This window comes from Plantibacter sp. MPB07 (genome assembly GCF_046619465.1).
Taxonomy (GTDB): domain Bacteria; phylum Actinomycetota; class Actinomycetes; order Actinomycetales; family Microbacteriaceae; genus Plantibacter; species Plantibacter auratus.
The window spans coordinates 2,228,398-2,252,389 of the sequence record NZ_CP177043.1 but is presented as its reverse complement, the minus strand read 5'-3'; the positions used below and the strand labels follow the sequence as shown (position 1 = coordinate 2,252,389).

The 23,992-nt window shown below is 71.3% G+C and carries 18 protein-coding genes; 11 read left to right on the top strand and 7 right to left on the bottom strand.

Annotation, left to right across the window (positions count from 1 at the left end; translation table 11 throughout):
* Positions 1-325: 325 nt before the first annotated feature.
* The 6 genes from ACLIME_RS10280 to ACLIME_RS10255 all read left to right on the top strand — a co-directional run bounded on the left by ACLIME_RS10280 (position 326) and on the right by ACLIME_RS10255 (position 7,597).
* A complete protein-coding gene (locus ACLIME_RS10280; RefSeq protein ID WP_079706748.1) occupies positions 326-1,282 on the top strand; it encodes a carbohydrate ABC transporter permease in 957 nt (318 codons plus the stop codon).
* Entirely contained in the window at positions 1,275-2,201 is a 927-nt protein-coding gene (locus ACLIME_RS10275) for a carbohydrate ABC transporter permease (protein ID WP_079706749.1), read from the top strand. The genes ACLIME_RS10280 and ACLIME_RS10275 overlap by 8 nt, the downstream gene beginning before the upstream one ends.
* Before the next feature lie 117 nt (positions 2,202-2,318).
* Positions 2,319-3,632: an ABC transporter substrate-binding protein gene (locus tag ACLIME_RS10270; RefSeq protein ID WP_124767322.1), complete on the top strand. Its 1,314-nt coding sequence runs from the start codon at positions 2,319-2,321 to the stop codon at positions 3,630-3,632.
* A 94-nt stretch (positions 3,633-3,726) separates the two neighbouring features.
* The gene (locus tag ACLIME_RS10265; RefSeq protein WP_411556852.1) at positions 3,727-4,737 is read left to right on the top strand and encodes a PmoA family protein; all 1,011 of its coding nucleotides are present in this window, start codon (positions 3,727-3,729) and stop codon (positions 4,735-4,737) included.
* The gene (locus ACLIME_RS10260) at positions 4,734-6,095 is read left to right on the top strand and encodes a Gfo/Idh/MocA family protein (RefSeq protein ID WP_411556851.1); all 1,362 of its coding nucleotides are present in this window, start codon (positions 4,734-4,736) and stop codon (positions 6,093-6,095) included. The genes ACLIME_RS10265 and ACLIME_RS10260 overlap by 4 nt, the downstream gene beginning before the upstream one ends.
* Before the next feature lie 269 nt (positions 6,096-6,364).
* Complete coding sequence (locus tag ACLIME_RS10255) at positions 6,365-7,597, top strand: dienelactone hydrolase family protein (RefSeq protein ID WP_411556850.1); 1,233 nt, start codon at positions 6,365-6,367, stop codon at positions 7,595-7,597.
* Positions 7,598-8,101: 504 nt separating this feature from the next.
* On the opposite strand, the gene ACLIME_RS10250 is transcribed toward ACLIME_RS10255, so the two are convergent.
* From ACLIME_RS10250 to ACLIME_RS10235, 4 genes are all read right to left on the bottom strand, one after another.
* Positions 8,102-9,628 carry an aldehyde dehydrogenase (NADP(+)) gene (locus ACLIME_RS10250; RefSeq protein ID WP_411558788.1) on the bottom strand — a complete coding sequence of 509 codons (1,527 nt, stop codon included), beginning with the start codon at positions 9,626-9,628 and terminating at the stop codon, positions 8,102-8,104.
* A gap of 406 nt (positions 9,629-10,034) precedes the next feature.
* Positions 10,035-11,129, bottom strand: a complete 1,095-nt coding sequence (locus tag ACLIME_RS10245) for a mandelate racemase/muconate lactonizing enzyme family protein (protein ID WP_411556849.1) — start codon at positions 11,127-11,129, stop codon at positions 10,035-10,037.
* 2 nt (positions 11,130-11,131) lie between these two features.
* A complete protein-coding gene (locus tag ACLIME_RS10240) occupies positions 11,132-12,073 on the bottom strand; it encodes a 5-dehydro-4-deoxyglucarate dehydratase (protein ID WP_124769998.1) in 942 nt (313 codons plus the stop codon).
* 14 nt (positions 12,074-12,087) lie between these two features.
* Positions 12,088-13,056 (bottom strand): NAD-dependent epimerase/dehydratase family protein, encoded by a 969-nt coding sequence (locus ACLIME_RS10235; protein ID WP_411556848.1) that lies wholly within the window; start codon positions 13,054-13,056, stop codon positions 12,088-12,090.
* Positions 13,057-13,182: 126 nt separating this feature from the next.
* Between ACLIME_RS10235 and ACLIME_RS10230 the strand changes: the two genes are divergently transcribed.
* From ACLIME_RS10230 to ACLIME_RS10215, 4 genes are read left to right on the top strand one after another with little or no spacing between them, the layout of a single operon-like run.
* Positions 13,183-15,204: a DUF6807 family protein gene (locus ACLIME_RS10230; RefSeq protein ID WP_411556847.1), complete on the top strand. Its 2,022-nt coding sequence runs from the start codon at positions 13,183-13,185 to the stop codon at positions 15,202-15,204.
* Positions 15,201-16,370: a Gfo/Idh/MocA family protein gene (locus ACLIME_RS10225; RefSeq protein WP_411556846.1), complete on the top strand. Its 1,170-nt coding sequence runs from the start codon at positions 15,201-15,203 to the stop codon at positions 16,368-16,370. Before ACLIME_RS10230 ends, ACLIME_RS10225 begins: the two co-directional genes overlap by 4 nt.
* The gene (locus ACLIME_RS10220; protein WP_411556845.1) at positions 16,367-17,419 is read left to right on the top strand and encodes a M24 family metallopeptidase; all 1,053 of its coding nucleotides are present in this window, start codon (positions 16,367-16,369) and stop codon (positions 17,417-17,419) included. The genes ACLIME_RS10225 and ACLIME_RS10220 overlap by 4 nt, the downstream gene beginning before the upstream one ends.
* 4 nt (positions 17,420-17,423) lie before the next feature.
* Positions 17,424-18,536 (top strand): glycerate kinase, encoded by a 1,113-nt coding sequence (locus tag ACLIME_RS10215; RefSeq protein WP_411556844.1) that lies wholly within the window; start codon positions 17,424-17,426, stop codon positions 18,534-18,536.
* Positions 18,537-18,561: 25 nt separating this feature from the next.
* Here the strand turns inward: ACLIME_RS10215 and ACLIME_RS10210 are convergent, their stop codons facing one another.
* The 3 genes from ACLIME_RS10210 to xylA all read right to left on the bottom strand — a co-directional run bounded on the left by ACLIME_RS10210 (position 18,562) and on the right by xylA (position 22,748).
* Positions 18,562-19,605 carry an NADPH:quinone reductase gene (locus tag ACLIME_RS10210; RefSeq protein WP_411556843.1) on the bottom strand — a complete coding sequence of 348 codons (1,044 nt, stop codon included), beginning with the start codon at positions 19,603-19,605 and terminating at the stop codon, positions 18,562-18,564.
* 389 nt (positions 19,606-19,994) lie between these two features.
* Positions 19,995-21,428, bottom strand: coding sequence for a xylulokinase (gene xylB, locus ACLIME_RS10205; RefSeq protein WP_411556842.1), 1,434 nt, complete (start codon positions 21,426-21,428; stop codon positions 19,995-19,997).
* 129 nt (positions 21,429-21,557) lie between these two features.
* Positions 21,558-22,748 carry a xylose isomerase gene (xylA, locus tag ACLIME_RS10200; protein ID WP_202939491.1) on the bottom strand — a complete coding sequence of 397 codons (1,191 nt, stop codon included), beginning with the start codon at positions 22,746-22,748 and terminating at the stop codon, positions 21,558-21,560.
* Positions 22,749-22,935: 187 nt separating this feature from the next.
* On the opposite strand from xylA, the gene ACLIME_RS10195 reads away from it, so the two are divergent.
* Positions 22,936-23,982: a LacI family DNA-binding transcriptional regulator gene (locus ACLIME_RS10195; protein ID WP_192005792.1), complete on the top strand. Its 1,047-nt coding sequence runs from the start codon at positions 22,936-22,938 to the stop codon at positions 23,980-23,982.
* Positions 23,983-23,992 lie beyond the last annotated feature (10 nt).

Below are 23,992 nucleotides of genomic sequence, written 5' to 3'. Positions count from 1 at the left end.
GGTCTGCTCTGACACGGTGGCTCTTCCTCTGGTTCGTGTTCCGGTCCCGGCGGCCGCGGGCCATCCGGAAAGCGTTTACCGGGTCACTGTAGAACGGCGCGCGCGGTCAAGGCAAGCGTTCGAACCGATTCGGTCGCAGGTGATCACAGATCGGACACGGATGCGGATTGAATCGTTGCATCGTCCGACGGGGCCGTGATAGAACTTGATGCAGCTCAGCCGGGAAACGCTTTCCGGGAAGTCATCAACGACGATCGACAAGGAGGTCCGACGTGGTCCGTGCAACTCCAGGAGCGCCCAGGACGACACTCGCGAGGGGTGTTCGGTGAGCGCGCTCGGCGAGCTCCGCAAGCTCAGCGCCGGCAAGCGCCCGCAGACGGCGGCCGAGAAGGCCTTCATCAAGAAGGACAACCGCCGCGACAACAAGGCCGCCTACCTGTTCCTCCTCCCGTGGCTCATCGGACTCGCCGTCATCACCGTCGGTCCGATGGTCGCCTCGCTCGCGCTGTCCTTCACGAAGTACAACCTGCTGCAGGCGCCGAAGTTCATCGGCCTCGACAACTTCATCCGCATGATGGGCGACGAGCGGCTCCACAACTCGCTCGGTGTCACGTTCGTGTACGTCTTCGTGTCGGTGCCGCTCCAGCTCGCCGCGGCACTGGCCCTGGCCGCCCTGCTCGACCGCGGTCTCCGTGGCCTCGCGATCTACCGGTCCGTGTACTACCTGCCGTCGCTCCTCGGCTCCTCCGTCGCCATCGCGGTGCTGTGGAAGCAGGTGTTCGGCGGCGAAGGCCTCGTGAACCAGTTCATCGCGATCTTCGGGATCGAGGGACGCAGCTGGATCGCCGACCCGTCGACCGCCCTCTCCACGCTCATCACGCTCAACGTGTGGACCTTCGGTGCACCGATGGTGATCTTCCTCGCCGGTCTCCGCCAGATCCCCGTCATGTACCACGAGGCGGCGCAGATGGACGGCGCGACGAAGTGGCAGCGCTTCACCAAGATCACCCTGCCGCTGCTCACCCCGATCATCTTCTTCAACCTCGTGCTGCAGATCATCCACGCGTTCCAGGCCTTCACGCAGGCCTTCATCGTGTCGGGCGGAACGGGCGGCCCGGCCGACTCGACGCTCTTCTACACGCTGTACCTCTACAACCGCGGCTTCTCGAACTTCGACATGGGCTACGCCTCGGCCATGGCCTGGTTCCTGCTCCTCATCATCGGAGTCTTCACCGCGATCAACTTCTGGGCCTCGAAATACTGGGTGAACTACGATGACTGACACGCTGACCACACGGTCCATCACGACGGACAGCAAGAACCGCAGTCGCGAGGCCAAGGAGGCCGAACGCCAGTACCGCCGGGCTCGTGGGTGGTCGCCCTGGAAGTCGGTCCTGAAGCACATCGGCCTGATCCTCGTGGGCTTCATCATGCTCTACCCGGTGATCTGGCTCGTCGTCTCCTCGCTCCGCCCGACGGAGGAGATCTTCCGGAACCCCGGCATCGTCCTCGACAGCTTCGAGGTGAGCAACTACAGCGAGGGCTGGAACACCCTCTCCGAGCCGTTCCACGTGTTCCTGCTGAACTCCGTGCTCATCGTCCTCGGGTGCATCGTCGGCAACCTCGTGTCCTGCTCGATGGCCGCCTACGCCTTCGCCCGTCTGAAGTTCAGCGGCAAGCGCTGGTGGTTCGCGGCGATGCTCATGACGCTCATGCTGCCGATCCACGTCATCATCGTGCCGCAGTACATCATGTTCTCCCAGCTCGGCTTCGTGAACACGTACCTGCCGCTGATCCTGCCGAAGATCCTCGCCACCGACGCGTTCTTCGTGTTCCTCATGGTGCAGTTCATCCGCGGCATCCCGAAGGAACTCGACGAGGCGGCACGCATCGACGGCTGCGGTCACGCCCGCATCTTCGGGGTCATCATCCTGCCGCTCATGGTGCCGGCGCTCGCGACGACCGCCATCTTCACCTTCATCTGGACCTGGAACGACTTCTTCAGTCAGCTCCTGTACCTGACGAAACCGGAGATGTACACGGTGCCGCTCGCCCTCCGGGCGTTCATGGACGCGCAATCCTCCACCTCGTGGGGGCCGATGTTCGCGATGAGTGTCGTCTCGCTCCTGCCGATCTTCCTCGTCTTCCTGTTCGGTCAGCGGTTCCTGTTGAAGGGCATCGCGACGACCGGCGGCAAGTGAGGCCCGACCCACCGACCAGCACCACCGAAGCACCCGCACCAGACCACCAGCACCAGACCCAGCACCACCGGATCCAGCAGCTCCGGATCCGGATCGATCGATTCGAAAGGGAACAGCATGAGCATCAGCAAGCACGGCAGAGCCGCCGGCTTCATCGCGACGGGAGCCGTCGCAGCCCTCCTCCTCGCCGGCTGCAGCGCCGGGGGCGACGCCGCCACCGAACTGTCCGACGAGCCCGTCACCCTCCGCTTCACCTGGTGGGGCAACGACGCCCGCACGGCGGCCACCCAGGAGGTCATCGCGGCCTTCGAGAAGGAGTATCCGAACATCACCATCGAGCCGCAGTTCACGGACTGGGCCGGCTACTGGGACAAGCTCGCCACCGAGACGGCGGCGAACGACACCCCCGACATCATCCAGATGGACGAGAAGTACATCGCCACCTACGGCGACCGGGGCGCGCTCCTCGACCTGAACACGGTCACCGACCAGCTCGACCTCGGCGACTTCCCCAAGGAGACGCTGACGTCCGGCACGGTCAACGACTCGCTCTACGGCGTCCCCTCGGGCATCACGAGCTACTCCTTCGTCGTGAACCCCGACCTCCTCGCCTCGGCCGGCATCGAGATGCCCGACGACGAGACCTGGACGTGGGACGACTTCACCGAGCTGAGCGAGCAGGTCTCGGCAGCCGGTGGCGGATCGATCTACGGCTTCCAGCCCTTCGGCTTCGAGGACGGCGGCCTCAACAACTGGGCCCGTCAGCACGGCGACGAGCTGTACAACGACAAGGGCGAGGTGTCCATCAAGCCGGAGACCCTGTCCTCCTGGTGGACCTACCTCCTCGACCTCGTGAACGCGGGAGCGACGCCGTCGCCCTCCGCGATCATCGAGAAGCAGGCCGGCGGGCTCGCCGAGTCCTTCACCGCGACCAACTCGGCTGCGTTCGCCCCCTGGTGGAACAGCCAGCTGACGGCCCTGACCGAGGCGAGCGGGTCGCCGCTCGAGCTCCTGCGGGTGCCGACGGTGGACGGCGGCGCCGATGGTTCGGCGTACTACAAGCCGTCGATGTACTGGTCGGCGTCCGCCCGGACCGAGCACCCCGCCGAGGCTGCGCTGTTCATCGACTTCCTCGCCAACAGCGAGACCGCGGCCGACTCGCTCCTCACCGAGCGCGGCGTCCCGGCCAACACGAAGATCCGCGAATACATCACGCCGAAGCTGGCCGAGACCGACCAGGCGGTCGTCGAGTTCCTCGACGGGCTCGCCGACGACATCGGTGAGCCGCCGACCGTCACGCCTGCCGGTGGCAGCGCGATCGAGGCGCTCGTCAAGCAGTACACCGAGCAGGTCCTCTTCGGGAAGAACACGCCCGACCAGGCCGCCGAGGGGTTCATCAAGGACCTCAAGGCCGCCGTCGCAGCCGGCTGATCCTGCCACAGCCCTTCGACAGGCTCAGGGAACCGCTTCGGTCCCTGAGCCTGTCGATCGGCAGCTCCACCACCGCTTCACCCGAGGGGATCCCGTGACCACCGACCACCGCCCCCGTCCGACCGGTCTCGCGCTGACGCACGAGGTCGGTTCGGCCATCACCGTGCACCTCGACGGGATCGACATCCTGCGGTACACCTACCGTCCGGACACGGTCCAGCGCGAGTCGCCGAAGCCGTATCTCCACCCGGTGCGGACCGCCGGCGGAGCACTCGTCACCCTGGCCAGACCGCACGACCACGTCTGGCACACCGGGATCGCCTGGGCCCTCCCGCACGTCGGCGACGACAACTTCTGGGGCGGCCCGACCTTCACCGGGACCGCCTACGAACAACTCGCGAACAACGGTCGCTCCGAGCACGTCGCGGTCACGGACGCCCGTGCCGACCCGGGCGAGGTGCGGTTCGCGCACACGCTCAGGTGGATCACGGAGGACGGTCGGCACCTCGTCGACGAGGAGCGTGCGCTCACCGTGCGACCGGCCGCCGGCGACTGGACGCTGACCATCGAGACCCGGATGCGCAACGTCTCCGGCCGGGACCTGTCGATCGGATCGCCCACGACGAAGGGGCGGGAGAACGCCGGCTACGGCGGGCTCTTCTGGCGCGGCCCGCGATCCTTCACCGGCGGCACCCTGCACACCCCCGACGGGAGCGGCGGTGAGGAGCTCCGCGGCACCCGCCACGCGTGGATGGGGTTCACCGGCCTCCACGACGGTACGGCCGCGGCGTCGAGCATCGTCATCGTCGACGACGAGCGGAACCCCGCGCACCCACCGCAGTGGTTCGCGCGCACCGAGGAGTTCGCCGGTCTCTGCCCGGCCCCGTTCTTCAGTGAGGAACTGCCCTTCGGCGCCGACGAGACCCTCGCGTTCCGATACGCCGTCGTCGTCGCCGACGGTGTAGTCGGTGACGGCCGGGCAGCGGCGCTCGCCGCATCCGGTCGAGACGCGCTCGAACGGTCGCGTTCTGGCCGTGCCGATCACCACGACAGCGCGCCGACCACAGCGCCCGCCGCACCGACCCGGAAGGACCCACACGCATGACCACGACCCGCGAACGCTACGCCCTCATCGGCACCGGACACCGCTCGCAGATGTACCTCGACGCCATCGTCGGCCCGCACGCAGACGTCGCCGAGCTCGTCGCCTGGAGCGACAGCAACCCCGGCCGCCTCGACCACTATGAGGCGGTCCTCGCCGAGCAGGGTGTCGCGCTGCCGGCTCGATACGGCCCTGACGACGTCGAGCGGCTCATCGCCGAGCAGCGCGTCGACCGGGTGATCGTGACGACCCCCGACTTCACGCACGCCGAGATCGTCTCGCGCGCGCTCCTCGCCGGTGCCGACGTCGTCGTCGAGAAGCCGCTCACCATCGACCGTGAGGGCGTCGAGCGCATTGCAGCGGCCGTCGCCGAAAGCGGCCGGAACGTCGTGACGACCTTCAACTACCGCTACAGCCCGCGGAACTCGGAGCTGCGCCGCATCGTGCAGGACGGTGGGATCGGCCGGGTGACGAGCGTGCACTTCGAGTGGGTGCTCGACACCGTGCACGGCGCCGACTACTTCCGTCGCTGGCACCGCGAGAAGGAGCACTCCGGCGGGCTCCTCATCCACAAGGCGTCGCACCACTTCGACCTCGTCAACTGGTGGATCGGGGCTCGGCCGGCCTCCGTCTACGCCACCGGAGGACTCCGCTTCTACGGTGACGCCAACGCGGCCGAGCGCGGGCTCGCGGCGCGTCAGGGGCGTGGATCGGTGCCGGACGACGCCGAGGCGGCGGCTCGCGGGCGCTCGACCGACCCGTTCGCCCTCGACCTGCGTGACGACCCGCGGCTCGAGTCGCTCTACCTGCGGGCCGAGCAGCACGACGGGTACCTACGCGACCGCGACGTCTTCTCGCCCGGGATCGACATCGAGGACAACCTGTCCGTCCTCGTCGAGTACGACGGCGGCGCCTCGCTCAGCTACTCCCTGAACGCCCACGCACCGTGGGAGGGGTATCGCGTCGCCATCAACGGGACGGAGGGCAGGGTCGAGCTCGAGGTCGTGGAGCGCGCCGCCGTGCTCGTGGGGGCCGACGGGCGCGTCGTCCTCGACCCGAGCCTGAGCGGCGACGGCGAGACCGCGGACGGCGCCGCGTCCGTCGCGCCGGTGCGCTCGCGCGGGGAACGCCTCGTGCTGCAACGCCACTGGGAGGAGGCCCGCGAGATCGAGATCCCCGAGGGCGTCGGCGGACACGGCGGCGGCGACGCGTTCCTGCTGCGGCACCTGTTCGACCGCGTCACCGAGGACGAACTGGGACGGCCTGCCGGCTACGACGACGGCGTCCGGGCGATCTCGGTGGGCATCGCCGGGAACGAGTCGCTGCTGACCGGGCGTCCGGTCGCGACGATCGCGCCGTGAGCTCCGGCCCGGATGCCGGCGCCGGCGCTGACTCGGACGTCGGGTCGACCCCGGCCACTGAGCCGGTGGCCGAGCCCGCCCAGATCACCGAGTCCGTCCCGGCCGGTGAGACTGTTCCGGTCGCCGAGCCCGTCCCGGTCGCTGAGCCCGTCCCGGTCGCTGAGCCTGTCGAGGTTCGGTCCCGGACAGGGTCGGTCCCGGCCCCGGATGCTGCCTTGCGGGACGGTCCCGTAACGGTCGGCGTCCCGGTCGCTAGCCACGTCTCGGTCGTGGACCATGTCCCGGTCGCCGAGCCCGTCGAGGTGCGGTCCCGACCGGTCACACCTTCACCTGCGCGCGACTCCCGTCTGCGGGCGCTCGCCGCTCGCTTCCGCGCATCCCCGCACCAGAGCAACCCGGGCGACCGGTCGCTCGGCAGGACGCGCACGCGCCTCGCCGAGGTCCTCGGTGTCCTCCCGCGACCGGCGCAGACCGAGCCGCCCGAGGATCTCGGCAGCTGGACCCGCGACGGCGTCGACGGGGTCGAACTCCGCTGGTCGACCGGGTTCGGTGCGCCGACGTCGGCGTGGCTTCTGCGGCCGGCCGGCGAGACAGGTGCGCTCCCGGGCGCGCTTGCGCTGCACGACCACGGTGGGTTCACGCGCGTCGGGCGGGAGAAACTCGCGGACGGACCCGATGGCGTCCCCGCCACGTCGACCGTCGCGCGCGAGGAGCTGCAGGCGTTCCGCGACCGGTACTACGGAGGCCGCGCCGTCGCGTCCGACCTCGCGCGCGACGGGTTCACCGTGCTCGTGCACGATGCGTTCGGGTGGGGGTCCCGTCGGATCCCGGACGAGGCCGTCGCCGAACGCTTCCATCGGACCGTCGACCTGCAGCTCGCCGGCCGTCGGGCTGAGTCGATCCGACGCGGGATGGAGGTCGCGGCGGTGTCGCTCGGGCAGCGGTCCGAGCTCCTCGCGACGGCCAACGAGCCGCAGCTCGCGAAGGAGCTGGGCGTCCTGGGCACCTCGCTCGCTGGTCTCGTCCTCCGCGACGACCTCATCGCGCTCGACCAGCTGGCGGCCGCGCCCGGGGTCCGTTCCGGAGCCGTCGCGTGCTTCGGTCTCTCCGGTGGCGGTGCCCGGGCCGTTCTGCTCGCAGCCATGGACGACCGGATCCGTGCTGCCGGCGTGGTCGCGATGATGTCGACGTTCGACGGTGTGCTCGATGGGCACGCCGATCAGCACTCGTGGTCGTTCCTCTCACCGGGGCTGTCGCGGGTCGGTGACTGGCCGGAGCTCGCATCCCTGCGCCCCCGCTTGCCGCTGCTCGTCCAGTACGCCGAGCGCGACGAGCTCTTCGAGCCGGCGGGCATGCGTGAAGCGCACGCGATCCTCACGGAGCGGTACCGGGTCGGCGCCGAGCACTCGGCCTACACGGGCACCTTCCACGACGAACCGCACAGTTGGTCGGCACCGATGCAGGCCGGGCTGCGCGCCTGGCTCGCCGTCGCCCTCGCCTGACTCGCCCTGGTATTCGTCCCCAACTCAGGAGTCGTCCGGTGTGTCGTGCCCGGGCTGGAGCGGCACGCCGGGGAAGTCCTGAGTTGGGGACGGTGGTTGCGGTGTTCGCAATTCAGGATGGTTGCGGCATGTTGGGCCCGGGGCGGGTGCTGTGGCGCACGGCGCGCCGGGTGCGTCCTAGGTTGTGAACGTGGGCGGGTGTGGATGGTCGGAGTGTCCCCAACTCAGGAGATGTCCGGTGTGCCGGGGCTGGGCTGGGGCGGCGCGCCGGGGGAGTCCTGAGTTAGGGACGGTGGTTGCGGTGTTCGCAATTCAGGATGGTTGCGGCGTGTTGGGGTGTGGGACCGGGCTGGGTGGGTGGCGCGCCGGGTGCGTCCTGAGTTGTGAACAGGGGTGGGTGTGGTTGGTCGGGGTGTCCCCAACTCAGGAGATGTCCGGTGTGTCGTGCCCGGGTTGCGGCGGCACGCCGGGGGAGTCCTGAGTTGGGGACGGACCGGACGGCGGTCAGGCGCGGGCTGCGTCGGGGAGCTCGAGGACGCCGTCGACGCGGCGGGGGAGACGGAGCGGGTTCGCCTCGTGCAGAGCCTCGGGGAGCACGCGCTCGGGTGCGTCCTGGTAGACGATCGGACGCTGGAAGCGGCGTACCGCCGACGCACCCACCGAGGTGTGGAGCGAGGTCGTCGCCGGCCACGGTCCGCCGTGGTGCTGCGCCCAGCCGACCGCGACACCCGTCGGCCAGCCACCGAAGAGCACCCGGCCGGCGATCGGCTCGAGCCGTGACACGACACCGGTGACGTCCTCACCGGGCGCCGCGTGCACGGTCGCCGTGAGCGCGCCACCGACCTCGGCCAGGACCGCGTGCAGCTCGGCGTCGTCCGCGACCTCGATGACGAGCGTCGCCGGCCCGAAGATCTCCTCGAGCAGGACTTCTGGCGCGTCGAGCACCGTCGCGGCGGTGGTCGCGAGGACGGTCGGAACGCCGGAATCCGCAGCCGCCGTCTCGCCGCCGAGGAGCGTCCGCACCCCGGGATGGCCGGCGGCGCGAGCGGTGCCCGCGGCATACGCCTCGGCGATGCCCGGCGTGAGCATGCGCCCGGCGACGGCGTCGGACGCCGCCTGAGCGACGAGCTCGGCGAACCCGCTGCCGCTCGGTACGAGGACGAGACCGGGGTTCGTGCAGAACTGCCCCACACCGAGCGTGAACGACGCCGCCAGCCCACGCGCGAGGTCCGCCGCCGCCTCGCCCTGCAGTGCGGCCGCGGTGATGACGACCGGGTTCGTGCTGCCGAGCTCGCCGTAGAACGGGATCGGGGCCGGCCGCTGCGACGCCAGGTCGAACAGTGCGCGCCCGCCGGCGAGTGAGCCCGTGAACCCGACCGCGGTGATCGCAGGATGCTGCACGAGGGCGGTGCCCTGCTCGCGACCCTCGACGAGCGCGAACGTGCCGTCCGGGGCGCCGGCCGAGCGCAACGCATCGACCACGATCGCCGCGGTCAGCCGGGAGAGTCGCGGGTGGGCGGCGTGCGCTTTGACGATGACCGGACATCCGGCCGCCAGCGCCGACGCCGTGTCGCCGCCGGCGACCGAGAACGCGAACGGGAAGTTCGACGCGCTGAAGACCGCCACCGGTCCCGTCGGCCGGAGCATCCGTCGCAGCTCCGGCTTGGGCGGGGTGGCGGAGGCGTCAGCGTGGTCGATGACGACCTCGAGGAAGGCCCCGTCGCGGAGGACGGCTGCGAACAGTCGCAGCTGGCCCGTCGTCCGCGCGACCTCGCCCGTGAGGCGCGCGGTCCCGAGGTGGGACTCCTCGTCGGCGAGTGCGACGAGCTCGTCGACCCGTCCGTCGAGGGCGTCGGCGACGGCCTCGAGCCAGGCGGCCCGGGTCGAGGGCACCGTGGATGCGAGCTCCGAGGAGGCCGCGGCTGCTGCCGCGGCGACCTCGTCGACGGTCGGAACGGCGGCACGGCCCGTGTCGGACGCGGCGTCGCCAGCGTGACCTGCGGGCGTGACGGTGCCGCCGCCGGGGCCCACGCTGCTGCTGCTGCTGCTGCTGCTGCTGCTGCTGCTGCTGCTGCTGCTGCTGCTGCTGCTTCCGTTGCCGTTGCCGTTGCCGTCGGTACCGTTGTCGGTACCGTTGTCGGTACCGTTGTCGGTACCGTTGTCGTTGTTGTCGTTGTTGTCGTTGTTGTCGTTGTTGTCGTTGTTGTCGTTGTTGTCGTTGCCGTCGTTGCCGTCGTTGCCGTCGTTGTCGTCGTTGTCGTCGATACGGCCGCCGACGCCGTTCGGGTCGTCGGTGCGCGCCCTGGCGGGGGTGGTGTGGTCGATCGTGCCGGTGCTGTGGTCGGCGTCGTGCATGGTGATGGCTCCTCGAGGATGCGGATGCGACAGGTGATGATTTGGGCGTCTGGTCGGCCGGCGGGCCGGGCGGCGGACGGGGTCAGTGCGCGACGGCAGTGGTCTCCGTGGCCCGGTCTCGGATCACGAAGCCGAGGCCGGGGCGCTGCTCGACCTGCACCAGGCCCTCCGCGATGGTGACCGGCCCGGGCGGGTCGATGGCGCCGATCGCGACGAAGCCCGCGTCCTCGACGTCCTCGACCTCGGTGCGCTGCGCGAGGGCGAGGGCGAGCTGCCCGGAGAGGTCGGGGAGCAGGTGCGGCGCGAGCGTCAGCTGGGCGTCGTCGACGAGCGCGGCGATCGCGAGGAAGGGGGTGATGCCGCCGACGCGGACCACGTTCGGCTGCAGGACGTCGGCGACGCCACGGTCGACGAGGTCGCGGAACCGGTGGATCGTGTGCACGTTCTCGCCCAGAGCGATCGGGATGTCGGTCGCCTGACGCAGCCGTTCGTACCCCGCGGTGTCGTCCGAGCGCAGCGGCTCCTCGATCCAGGCCGGGGCGACGACACCGAGCCGTTCCAGGGAGGAGACCGCTTGGTCGACGTCCCAGCGCTGGTTCGCGTCGATCATGAGCCGGCGGTCCGGTCCGAGCAGTTCGCGCACCATCGTCACGCGGTCGACGTCCTCGGCGAGGTCGGGCTTGCCGACCTTGATCTTGACGGCGTCGTAGCCCGCCGCGATCCACCGCTCGACCTGCGCGGCGAGCGAGGCGGCGTCGAGGTGGAGGTTCACCCCGCTGCCGTACGCCCGGACCGTGTCGCGTCGACGGCCGAGGAGGTCGGAGAGCCCGAGCCCGGCCCGTCGTCCACGGAGGTCCCAGAGCGCGGTGTCGAGCCCGGCAAGCGCGATCGTCGTGATCCCGCCGCCACCGGCCTCGTGCAGATGCGCCCACAACCGGGGCCACAGCGCTTCGGGGTCGGTCGTCGATCCGACGGCGGCGGCGGAGATGTCGTCGTCGAGCAACGCCCGGACGGCCGTGGCTCCGATGGTCGGCGTCCACGTGAAGCCCGACCCGGTCGCCCCCTCGTCGTCGACGACGTCCACGCGGATGAGATGCAGCCACGGGGCTTCGGGCACCCAGGGGCGCGGCATGGCGAACCGGCCGAGCGAGGTGGTGATGGAGGCGATCCGGGTCATCGTCAGCGCCCTGCGGCCAGCGTCGCGTGCTCGGCGACGAGGTCGGCACCGGTTGCGAGGAGTGCCTCCAGGCGGTCGGTCTGCTCGGGGGTCGGATCGACGAAGGGCGACCGCACGGAACCGACCGGCAGGCCGCCGAGCCGGACGCCGGCCTTGATGAGCGACACGGCGAAGCCGGGGGTCTCGTCGCGGAGGGCGACCAGCGGCCGGTAGAACTCGCGGAGCAGGCGCTCGCGCAGCGGTTCGTCGTGCTCGGTGTACGCGCGGTAGAACAGCGTCGCGAGCTCGGGCAGCATGGCGAAGACGGCCGAGGAGTAGAGCGGGATGCCGATGCCGCGGTAGGCGGCCTGCGTGAGCTCGGCGGTGAGGAGGCCGTTGAAGAAGGCGAAGTCATCGCGTCCCTCCTCGTGCACCGCCAGCACGATGTCCTGGGCGGCCGCGACGTCGCCGACGCCGTCCTTGAAACCGACGACCTGCGGGTTGCGGGCGAGGTGGCGCATCGTCGCCGTCGTGTACCGGGCGTTGTTCCGGTGGTAGACGATCGCCGGGAGGCTCGTCGCCGAGAGGACGTCCTCGACGTACGCCTGCAGACCGGCCGCCGGCCCGGAGACGAGGTATGGCGGCATGAGCAGGATCGCGTCGGCTCCCGCCTCTTCGGCCGCCACCGCGAGTTCCTTGGCGGTCGCCACGCCTCCTCCGGCGCCACCGATGACCGGGACGGCGCCGTCGACGACCTCGACGGTCCGTCGGACGACGCGGGCGGCCTCCGACGGCGACATCGCGTGCAGCTCGCCGGTGCCGCAGGCGGGGAACACCCCACCGGGCCGGTGTTCGAGTCGCGACTCGAGGTGGGTGCCGAGGAGCCCAAGGTCGACCTCGCCCGCGGCGTCGAAGGGGGTGATCGGGAAGTACAGGACGCCGTCGAAGGCGAGTGGTGCTGGCATGGTGGAGGTCCTCGTCATCGTGGGGCTGGGGCTGGAACAGGAGTGGTGGCCGGCTGGCCGGTGTCGGCGGCGAGCAGATCGGTGAGCCGGGCAGCCTCGGCGGGGCTGAGTGCGGATCGCCAGTCGTGCTCCGGGCGCCACCCGAGGTGGGCGGTGGCCTTCGCGCTGCTGAAGGCGGCGGCTCGGTCGACGAGTCCGTCGGCGAATCCGGCGGTGCTCGGGACCTGCGCGGGCAGCAGGGTGGACAGGGGTGCGAGGGCCAGGGCGTCGTCGGCGCCGACGAAGTACACCTCACCGGAGTGTCGGGCTTCGGCACGATCGATCCAGGCGGCGACGAACCGGCCGGCGTCACGCGCGTCCACGTAGTTGTAGAGGGAGACGGCCGCGAGTGCGGGATCGGCGAGCCGGTCGACGATGGTGTGCCCCTGCTGCGTCGGCGCGCCCTCCCACTCCTCCGGGGAGACGACGAAGCACGGCCGGAACGCACCGGTCACGACGGCGTCGCCGTGGGCTCGGGCCAGCATCGCGACCGTCGACTCGATCGCGACCTTCGACAGCGCGTAGGCGTTCCACGGGGCGACCCGGTGCTCCTCGGTGATGGGGAGCGCCTCGGGCGTCCACCCGTGCGGGGCACCGTAGCCGATGACGGTCGGGCTGCTCGCGGCCAGCAGCCTGGTCGCCCCGGCGGCGATCCCGGCGGTGAGGGCGGTGAAGGCGAGCGTCTGGTTGGTCGCCAGGATGACGTGCTCCGGCGCGCTGAACGGCACCGCGATCGCCGCCAGGTGCACCACGGCGTCGGGCCGCAGGGTGGCGAAGAGCTCGTGGGTCGCATCGTGGTCGAGGAGGTCTGCGGTCCGGCCCTCGACACCGGGGAGTCCGGGGTCGGTCCGATCGACGGAGACGACCTCGTGGCCTGCTTGGGCGAGGGCGCTCGCGACGCTCCGCCCGAGTCGTCCTGCACCGCCGGTGACGATGATGCGCATCGGTGTCCTCTCTGACCACGTCCGGGTCGACCGGGTCGACCACGCAAACCGGGAAACCGGTTTCTCGGAGCGAGCCTATAGGATGATTGAGGACGGCACCACCCGTGACGAGTTGAACGAGGACGTATGAGCAACCGGTTCCCCAGTGCTGGACCGACACCGACGATCTCGGACGTCGCCGTGGAGGCGGGCGTCTCGAAGGCCACCGTGTCGCGGGTGCTCAACGGGAAGGCGACCGTCGACGCGGCGATCGCCGACCGCGTCCTCGCCGCGGTGGACGCCCTCGGCTACCGCCCGAGCATGCTCGCCCGAAGCCTGTCGCTCGGCCGCACGAACACCATCGGGGTCGTCGTGCCCGACCTCGAGAACCCGATGTTCCAGGAGATCCTGCGCGGGGTCACCCGGGCCGCGGCGGCCGACGGCTACCGCGTCCTCGTGACCGACACGGAGGAGGACCCGGCCGACGAGGCTGCGGCGGCCCGCGAAGCCCGTCGTCGCTGCGACGCGATCGTCCTCTGCTCACCCCGTCTGGCCGAGCCGGAGCTTCGAGCGCTGCTCGCCGAACTCCACCCGGTCGTGCTCGTCAACCGCGAGCTCGCCGACTCGCCCGTGCCGTCGGTGTCCATCGACTACGCCAGCGGCATGGAGCAGGTGCTCGCCGAGCTGCACGCGCTCGGGCACCGGCGCATCCTGTACCTCGCGGGTCCCACCGCGAGTCAGGGCGATCGCCTCCGACGGGTCGGCATCGCCCGCGCACGCTCGGACCACGACGACCTCTCCGTCGACATCGTGACGGCCGGATCAGCGCTGGTGGACGGCGCGACGGTCGTCGACACGGTGGTGCAGCACGACGCGACCGCCGTGGTCGCCTTCAACGACCTCGTCGCCCTCGGGCTCGTCTCGGCGCTCCGCGGTGCCGGTGTGTCCGTCCCCTCGGCGCTCAGTGTGGTCGGCTTCGACGACATCCCGTTCGCGGCGTTCGCGGTGCCGGCGCTCAGCACGGTGTCCGTCCCGCGACGCGAGCTCGGCGCCGAGGCGTGGACCAGACTGCGCGACACGATCGGCGGTGCGGAGGGTGGACACCCGCTCGTCTTCCGGCCCCGGTTCGTCGCCCGGGAGAGCGCCGCCGCCCGCCCGGCCGCGAGTCCGCCCGTCTGGCGTGAACCCGACCACCCCATTTCACCGGAGCTGACCGCCCGGCTCGGCGACCGCGAGGTCCTCGTCCTCCACGACGGCAGCGGCCTCGAACCGACCGACGCCCAGCGACCGTTCGCACACCCCGTCACGTCGCTCGGCGGGACCGTCGTCACGGAATCCGCTCCCGAGGACCACCCCCACCATGTCGGTCTCTCGATGGCCGTCGCCGACGTCGACGGCGTCTCCTACTGGGGCGGTCGCACCTACGTCGCCGGGCAGGGGTCGACGATGCTCGACAACCACGGTGTCCAGCGCGTCACCGAGACCGAGGTGGACGCCGGTGTGCTGCGTCAGTCGCTCGACTGGATCGGACGCGACGGGACGACGCAGCTGAGGGAGTCGCGCCGCACGGTCGTCGAGGAGTTCGCCGTGCCTGGCGTCGGGAGCGGGAGGTCGGCGCTCCGCGTCGCCGTCTCCAGTGTCTTCCGGACGACGGGATCGACGGTGACGATCGGATCGCCGGCCACCAACGGTCGTGAGGGCGCCGGGTACGGCGGATGGTTCTGGCGGTTGCCCGCGGACGCCCACCGGTCCGTCCTCAGCGCTGACGGACCGGGGGAGTCGACCGCGCACGGCTCGCGTGCGGCCTGGGTCGCCTTCGTCCTCGACGCCGACGGGAGCGCTGACACACAGACGGGCGACACCACCGGGCCCGCCCCGACGCCGCCTCGACGCCCCACCACGGTCCTGTTCCGACAGCCCGCAGCGAATGCTTTCCGCTGGTTCGTCCGCGCGGCCGAGTACCCGGGTATCGGGGTCTCGCTCGCCGCCACCAGCCGCACCACCATCACCGCCGAAACCCCGCTCGTCACCGGTCTGGAGACGGTCGTCGTCGACGGCGCTCTGGACGCGCAGCAGGCGGACGCCATCCACCGTGCGCTCCTCACCGCAGAGGAACGCAGCACCGAACCGCGCAGCATTGAACCGCGCAGCACAGGGAGTGACGCATGACCAGCACCGACCACGCCACCGCCACCACCGCCCCGACCGTCGTGGTCGTCGGGATCCACGGCCATGGCGCCAGTCACGTGGCGGCAGCCAGGGCGCTCGCCGCGACCGGCGCGATCCGTCTCGTCGGACTCGTCGACCGGACCTTCACCGAGGAGGACCGCGCTGCCGGGGATGCGCCGCTCCGCGACTCGCTGGAGGAGTGCTTCGCCGCCGGGCGGGTGGACGTGGTCATCCTCTCGACCCCGATCCACACGCACCTGGACCTCGCCGTCGCCGCCCTCGAGCACGGCGCCGACGTCCTGCTCGAGAAGCCTCCGGTGACCTCGAACGACGAACTCGACCGGCTGCAGGCCACCGCCGCCCGGACCGGCGGACTCGTGCAGGTCGGGTTCCAGAGTCTCGGATCGCACGCGATCGGCGAGATCGCGGACGTCGCCGCCGGCGGGGAGATCGGGGCCGTGACAGCACTCGAGGCGAGAGGCACCTGGGTCCGCACCGTCGGCTACTGGACGCGTGCCGCGTGGTCGGGCAGGCGCACGCTCGACGGCACACCCGTCGTGGACGGCGTCGTCACCAACCCCTTCGCGCACGCGGTCCAGACCATGCTCCGACTCGGCGTCACGACCGACCGCGCGGCGATCGCCACCATCGACCTCGACCAGTACCGGGCGAACGACATCGAGGCCGATGACACCTCGGTCGTCCGCATCACCCCACAGCGCGGTCCGATCATGACCGCGGCGCTCACCCTGTGCGCGCAGGAGACGACCGACCCGGTGGTCACGGTCCACGGAGAGCTCGGCTCGATCCGGTTCCACTACACACGCGACGAGGTCGAGCTGGTCGTCGACGGCGTCACCCTGCGACGCTGGACGACGGGCCGGACCGACCTGCTCCCCGACCTCCTCCGCGCGCGCGAGGCGGTCCGGGCTGGTGAGGATGCCGCACTCGTCAGCTCCCTGGCCGACGCGTCCGCCTTCACCGCCGTCCTCGACGCGGTCCGGTCGGCCCCCGCGCCACACCGCATCCCCGCTGATCTCGTCGAGTGGCTCGGGGCGGGCGACGAGCGCCGCCCCGTCATTCCGAGGATCGAGGAGCTCGTCGCGGAAGCGGCCGCCACCGGCAGCACCTTCGCCGAGCTCGGGACCGATTGGGCCCGGCGATGAACCACGAGCGGCCCGGTCCGGACGAGGACGACCGCCGTCGCAAACACGCCCGACTCGCGTCGCTCCTGGAGGCCCGCGGAGCAGGCACGATCGTGCTGCGGTCCGCCGCAGCGGTCAGCTGGTACCTCGACGGCTCGCGCGTCCACGTGAGCCTCGCGGCCGACCCGATCGTCGCGGTCGTGGTCTCGCCGGGCGACGCGTGGCTCGTCGCGACCTCCAACGAGGTAGACCGGCTGCAGGCCGAGGAGCTGCCCGACATCCGCGTTCGGACGGTGCCGTGGCACACGCCGATCGACGCGGTGCTGCCGAGTGGGGACGGGGTGCTGCAGGAGGCGGACGTCGCCGCCGAGCTGCGCGCCGCACGTGCGTCGCTCCTCCCGGCTGAACTCGCGCGCTTCCGTTCGCTCGGTCGGGAGACGACGTCGGCGCTCGAGACGCTCGTCGACGAGCTCGACCCCGCCCGGACGGAACGCGCGGTCGCTGCGGACCTCGCCGGGCGCCTCGTCGCAGCCGGTATCGACCCGCTCGTCCTCCTCGTCGCCGGGGAGGGCAGACTCGCCCACCGGCACCCGCTGCCGACCGAGGGGCGACTCGGTTCCCGGGCGATGCTCGTCGCCTGCGGCCGCCGCGACGGGCTCATCGTGAACCTCACGCGGTGGTTCGACGAGGGCGGCACCCCGGCGGAGCCGTTCGCCACGGACATGCAGCGCATCCGCGCCGTCGAACGCGCCTATCTCGACGCCACCGTGCCAGGTGCTTCGCTCGCCGACATCCTCCGCACGGGGAGTGCGGCGTACGCCGAGCGGGGCTTCGACGCCGACGAGTGGACGAGGCACCATCAGGGCGGTGCGGCCGGCTACGCGGGACGCGATCCGCGCGCCACGCCTGAGGCGACCGACGTCGTCCAGCTCTGGCAAGCCTTCGCCTGGAACCCGACCGCCCCCGGCGTGAAGGTCGAGGACACCGTCGTGGTCACGCCGGACGGTGTCGAGGTGCTGACGACGAGCACGGCCTCGACCCACCCGACCCCGTCCACCGTGGGAGGCTGAAGACATGACCCGGCACATCGTGATCGCACCGGACTCGTTCAAGGGCACGGCGACCGCCGCGGAGGTCGCCGAGGCGATCGCCGACGGGTGGCAGACCATTCGGCCCGACGATCTCCTGCAATCGCTCCCCATGGCCGACGGCGGCGAGGGCACGCTCGACGCCTTCGCGGCCGCCGTGCCCGGGGCGCGTCGGCACCCGATCACGGTCACCGGCCCGGTCGGCGACCCGGTGGACGCCGAGTGGCTCGAGCTGCCCGACGGTTCGGCGGTCGTGGAGCTCGCCCAGACGAGCGGGCTGACCCTGCTCGACCCCCTGCAGCCGTTCGCGGCGCACACCGTCGGCTTCGGTGAGGCCATCGCGGCCGCCCTGGACCACGGTGCGCGACGCCTCCTGCTCGCGATCGGCGGAAGCTCCAGCACGGACGGTGGAGCCGGGCTGCTCACCGCGCTCGGAGCGCGGCTGGTGGACGCCGACGGTGGACCGGTGGCGCCCGGCAACGCCGGACTCGCGACGCTCCGCGACATCGACACCGCCGGACTCCGCGCGCTGCCGCCGGACGGCGCGGTCATCCTCAGCGACGTGACCAACCCGCTGCTCGGCGACCGCGGTGCCGCTGCGGTCTTCGGCCCGCAGAAGGGCGCGACCACCGCCGACGTCGCGGTCCTCGACACCAACCTGGCCCGGTTCGTGAGCCGCGCTGCGGAGGTTTTCGGGACGGACCGTGCGGAACGCGCCGCGGCCGAACCCGGTGCCGGTGCCGCGGGCGGTGCGGGCTACGGCCTCCTGCTGTGGGGCGCCACCGCCACTTCGGGCGCGCGCGGTGTCGGCGAGGCGATCGCCCTCCCGGAAGCGGCCGCGACGGCGTCGATCGTGATCACGGGCGAGGGCCGCTTCGACGACCAGACGGCCGACGGCAAGGTCGCCTCCTGGGTCGCCGGGCTCGCGGCGGACCGGACCATGCTCGTCGCCGGGGCGATCCAGGCGCCCACCGAGGGGATCTTCCTCGCGGCGGCATCGCTCACGGCGCTGGCCGGCGGTGTCGAGGCGGCGATGGCCGAACCGCTCGTCCACCTGCGTGCGGCAGGGGCGGCACTGGCCACCCAGTACCGCCCCTGATCAGGTCACGTCGACGCGCCGGCGGTCATGCCGTGACGTCGATGAGGACCTTCCCGACCGTGTCGTCCTCGACGGCGGCGTGGGCCGCAGCCGTCTCAGCGAGCGGGAACACCGTCAGCGCCAGACCGTGGTCTTCGCCGACGGCGAGCGCGTCGTCCTCGATCGCGGCGGTGATGTCCTCAGCGGCGGCGTGGAGCGCGGCGTCGCCGACCGTGTAGAGCAGCATGAACTGGAGCCGCGTGTTGAGCCCCATGTGCGGACGGATGTCGAGCGTGACCTGGTCACCGCCGTTGTTGGCGTAGCTGACGACCGTGCCGCGCGGGGCGAGGACCGCCTGGTCGAGGGGGAGGTTCTGCGCGATCGCGACCTCCACGACGAGGTCGACGCCGTCGGGTGCCACCTCACGGATCGCCGCGGCGGTGTCGCCCTCGCGGTAGTTCACGACGTGGTGCGCTCCCGCGGCGGTCGCGAGGCGGGCCTTCTCGTCGCTACTGATGGTGCTGATCACCGTCGCGCCGGCCCAGCGGGCGAGCTGGATCGCGGCGTTGCCGACCGCACCGGCGCCACCCTGGACGAGGACCGTCCGGCCGTCGAGGGCACCGGGGGAGAGCCGGGTCGGGCCGTCCTGCGCGACGGTGAGGGCGCGGTGCGCGGTCATCGCGGGGACACCGAGGCTGGCGCCGAGTTCGAATGACGCGGCGTCGGGCAGGGGGACCACACGGGAGACGGGCTGCACCGTGAACTCCTGGGCCGTGCCCAGCGGGCTCTCGTGCGCCGCGAGGTACACCCAGACGCGGTCGCCGACGGCGAAGGTGGTTGTGGACACCGCGTCGCCGGCGGCCGGGCCGACCGCGTCGATCACGCCGGCGCCGTCGAGGTTCGGGACGACCTCGGGGAAGGGCATGCCACCCGAGGGGCCGCCGCCGCGCCTGGTCTTCCAGTCGGTCGGGTTGACGCCGGAGAACGCGAGCTTGATGCGGACCTCGCCGGGGCCGGGCTCGGGGAGCTCGCGCTCGACGAGGTGGAGGACGGACGGGTCACCGTTGGTGGAGTAGACGATCGATCGCATACCGGGGCCAACGTCTCCGCCGCGCGGAAGATTCCGCGGTGGCACTTCGACAGGCTCAGTGACCGGGAGGGGTTCGCTCAGTGACCGGGTGGTGCTCGGTGACCGGGGAGGGGATACCCGTTCCCTGAGCTTGTCGAAGGGCCCCCGGGGTGACGTTGCGTCTCGGGAGGCTTCTGCGTGTGGCACTTCGACAGGCTCAGTGACCGGGAGGGTTCGGCTCACTGACCGGGAGGGGTCGGCTCAGAGACCGGGAGGGGTTCGCTCAGTGACCGAGGGAAGGGATGCCCGTTCCCTGAGCTTGTCGAAGGGCCCCCGGGGGAGCGTTGTAGGTCGGGAGGCTCCGGTGTGTGGCACTTCGACAGGCTCAGTGACCGGCGACCGGTGCCGCCTCAGGCTCGGGCGGCGTACTGCTCCCGTGCGATGCCGGACGCGTCCGCAGCGACCGCGTCCGCCTGGTCGGTGCGGACGCCGGCCCCCACTGCAGCCCACGCCGGGCGTGTGCCACTCAGCGCCCAGGCCGCCTGCACCGCGGCGCCGTCGGCGACGTACTCCCCGGGTGCCGGCACGACGACCGGCACGCCGAAGACCTCGCGAGCGATCGCCTGCACCGCCGGGTTCTGCGCCGCACCACCGATGAGGAGCACGCGCTCCGCCGTGACGCCCTGCGCGAGCACCGCGTCGAGGCCGTCGGCGAGTCCGCAGAGCAGCCCCTCGATCGCCGCTCGGGCGAGGCCCTCGCGCGTCGTCGACTCCAGTGTCATGCCGAAGAGGGTCGCCGTCGCGTCCGGCCGGTTCGGGGTGCGCTCGCCCTCGAAGTACGGCTGGAGCACGAGTCCCCGTGCCCCGGCCGGGGCCTCGAGCGCGAGTCGACCGAGTTCCGTGTGGTCGACGCCGAGCAGCGCGGCCACCGCGTCGAGGATTCGGGCGGCGTTGAGCGTCGCGATGAGCGGCAGGAACGCGCCGTCGGCCGAGGCGAACCCGGCGACGGTGCCCGAGCTGTCGCGGACCACGGCCGGCGTCACGGCGAACACCGTCCCGCTCGTGCCGATCGACACGACGACGTCGCCGGCCGTCGCCCCGAGCCCGAGGGCGGCTCCCGCGTTGTCGCCGGCGCCCGCCCCGATGACGGTGTCCGGCCCGATGAGGCCGCCGTCGACACCGGTCCCTGTGGACTCCTCCGGCGCGAGCACGCGCGGCAGGATCGCATCGTGGCCGAGCGCTGCGACGAGCAGCTCGCGGTCGTACTCGCCGTCGGTGGGGGACCAGTACCCGGTGCCGGAGGCGTCGGAGCGGTCGGTCGTCAGCTCGGCGAGGTCCGCGCCGAGCGGGCTCTCGTCGGCCGGACCGAAGCCGCGCAGACGCCAGCTCAGCCAGTCGTGGGGGAGCGCGACGGCGGCGACCTCGGCGGCGTTCGCGGGTTCGGCGTCGCGCAGCCAGCGCAGCTTCGTGATCGTGAAGGAGGCGACGGGGACGCACCCGGTCCGCTGGGCGAGTTCCGCAGCGCCGAACTCCGTGATGAGGTCCGTCGCGGCCTGCGCGCTCCGGGTGTCGTTCCAGAGGAGCGCCGGACGGATGACGCGTCCGTCGACGTCCAGCGCGACCATGCCGTGCTGCTGGGCCGCGACCGACACCGCGGCGACATCGGCCAACCCGCCGGCGGCGGCGGCCGCCTCCTGCAACGCCTGCCACCACGCGGCCGGGTCGACCTCGGTGCCGGCGGGGTGCGCCGCGCGTCCTTCGCGGACGAGCGCTCCGGTCTCGGCGTCGCGGATGACGACCTTGCAGCTCTGGGTGGACGAATCGATGCCGGCGACGAGCGTCATCGCTCTCCCTGTTCTCGGTGGTGGGCGGTCGGGTGACCGCCGGGTCTGCTGTGGGGTGGGACGCGGAACGGCGTTCCGCCCCCGATCCTCTCGGATCAGGAGACGGAACGCCAGGTTCGCGGGTGTCGGCTAGCGTGCACCCATGAGGTGGTCGACGGCCAGCTGCTGCAGGCGGACGAAGCCGAAGCCCTTGCCGCCGAAGTAGGCGTCGGCGTCGAAGTCCTCGTACGACGAGCGATCGGCGAGCAGCTGCTCGACGGTCTCGCCGGGGTTGAGCGTCGGCTCGCGCAGCTCGGGCACGCGGGCGGCGGCCAGCGCCTCCTGCACCTCGGGGTCGGCGCGGAACGCCTCGGCGCGCTCCTTGAGCAGCAGGTACATGCGCATGTTGGCGGCTGCGGAGTCCCACACGCCCGTGATGTCCTCGGTGCGGCTCGGCTTGTAGTCGAAGTGACGCGGGCCGTCGTACGCGGGGCCGCCGTTCACGCCACCGTGCTCGAGGAGGTCGACGAGCGAGAACGCGTTCTGCAGGTCGCCGTGACCGAAGACGAGGTCCTGGTCGTACTTGATGCCCCGCTGGCCGTTGAGGTCGATGTGGTAGAGCTTGCCCTGGTAGAGCGCCTGGGCGATGCCGGCCGTGAAGTTGAGGCCCGCCATCTGCTCGTGGCCGACCTCGGGGTTGATGCCGACGAGCTCCGGGCGCTCGAGGGTCTCGATGAACGCCATCGCGTGGCCGAGCGTCGGGAGCAGGATGTCGCCGCGGGGCTCGTTGGGCTTCGGCTCGATCGCGAAGCGGATGTCGTAGCCCTTGTCGGTGACGTAGTCACCGAGGAGGTTGACGGCCTCGCGGTAACGCTCGAGGGCCGCCTGCACGTCCTTCGCAGAGTCGTACTCGGCGCCCTCGCGGCCGCCCCACATGACGAAGGTCTTGGCGCCGAGTTCGGCGGCGAGGTCGAGGTTGCGGAGCACCTTGCGGAGGGCGAAGCGACGGACGGCGCGGTCGTTCGAGGTGAAGCCGCCGTCCTTGAAGACGGGGGCGCTGAACAGGTTGGTGGTCACCATCGGCACGATGACGCCGGTGTCGGCGAGCGCCTGCTTGAGACGGTCGATCTGCTTCTGGCGTTCGGCGTCGGTCGAACCGAAGGCGAAGAGGTCGTCGTCGTGGAAGGTGAGGCCGTAGGCGCCGAGCTCGTTCAGGCGGGTGACGGCCTCGACCACGTCGAGGTCGGGGCGGGTGGGGCCACCGAACGGGTCGGTCCCGTTGTAGCCGATCGTCCAGAGGCCGAAGGAGAATCGATCGGCTTTGGTGGGGGTGAGGCTCATGCGTGCAGTCCTTCAACGTCGTTGGTGAGCGGATGATTTGTTGTTAACCACAACTTATAGTCGAGACTAGCAGATCGACGGCCGCGCGTCACCGGTCGAGTGTCGCGAAATATTTCGTTAGCATGGGCAGAACTTCTCGCTGCAGAGACGGCCGTCCGGCCCGACGGAGCGGGATCGGAGGACTCGGATGAGCGACGACCCCGCGGCGCAGACCGCTGGACCCGGTGCCGGTGGCGGGCGCGCGACCCTGTCGCGCATCGCCAGGGAGGCCTCCGTGTCGGTGTCGACCGCCTCGAAGGTGCTCAACGGGCGACCGGGGGTGTCGCCGGACACCCGGGAGATCGTCGAGCGACTCCTGGACCGCCACGGCTACAGTCGCCGCGGTGCCGAGCTCGCGCAAGGTTCGCTCATCGAGCTCGTCTTCGAGTACATCGACAGCTCCTGGTCGCTCGAGATCATCCGCGGTGTCGAGAAGGTCGCGCGTCAGCACGGCATGAGCGTCACCCTCACCGAGACGGGCGCCCGGCGGTCGACCGGCGAGGGTTGGGTCGAGAGCATCATCTCGCGGAAGCCGGTCGGGGTCATCCTCGTGTTCTCGGACATCGACCCGGCGTACCGGCGCCAGCTCCACACGCGCAACATCCCGGTCGTCGTGGTCGACCCGGCGGGGGACCCTGGCCCGGAGGTCGCCGCCATCGGCTCCACGAACTGGTCCGGCGGGATGGCCGCGACGCGCCACCTCATCGAGCTCGGACACCGCAGGATCGGGCTGATCTCGGGTCCGCAGGACCTCATGTGTTCGCGGGCACGGGTCTCGGGCTACCGGTCCGCGCTCGAGGAGGCCGGGATCCCGCTCGACGAGACCATCCTGCGGCGCGGTGAGTTCATCCCGGAGGCCGGACGCGTCCTGGCGCTCGAACTGCTGCAGCTCGAGGACCGACCGACTGCGATCTTCGCCGGCAACGACATGCAGGCGTTCGGCGTCTACGAGGCGGCGCGCTCGCTCGGGATCTCGATCCCGGAGCAGCTGTCGGTCGTCGGGTACGACGACGTCCCGCCGGCCAAGTGGGTCGGCCCGGCCCTCACGACCATCCGGCAGCCGCTCATCGAGATGGCCGAGGAGGCGACCCGCCTGGTGCTGAAGCTCCGGTCCGAGACGGTCGACAACATCCGCCTCGACCTCGCCACCTCCCTCGTCGTCCGGGGTTCGACCGCAGCCCCGCCCACCCCGTAGCCCGCGAACT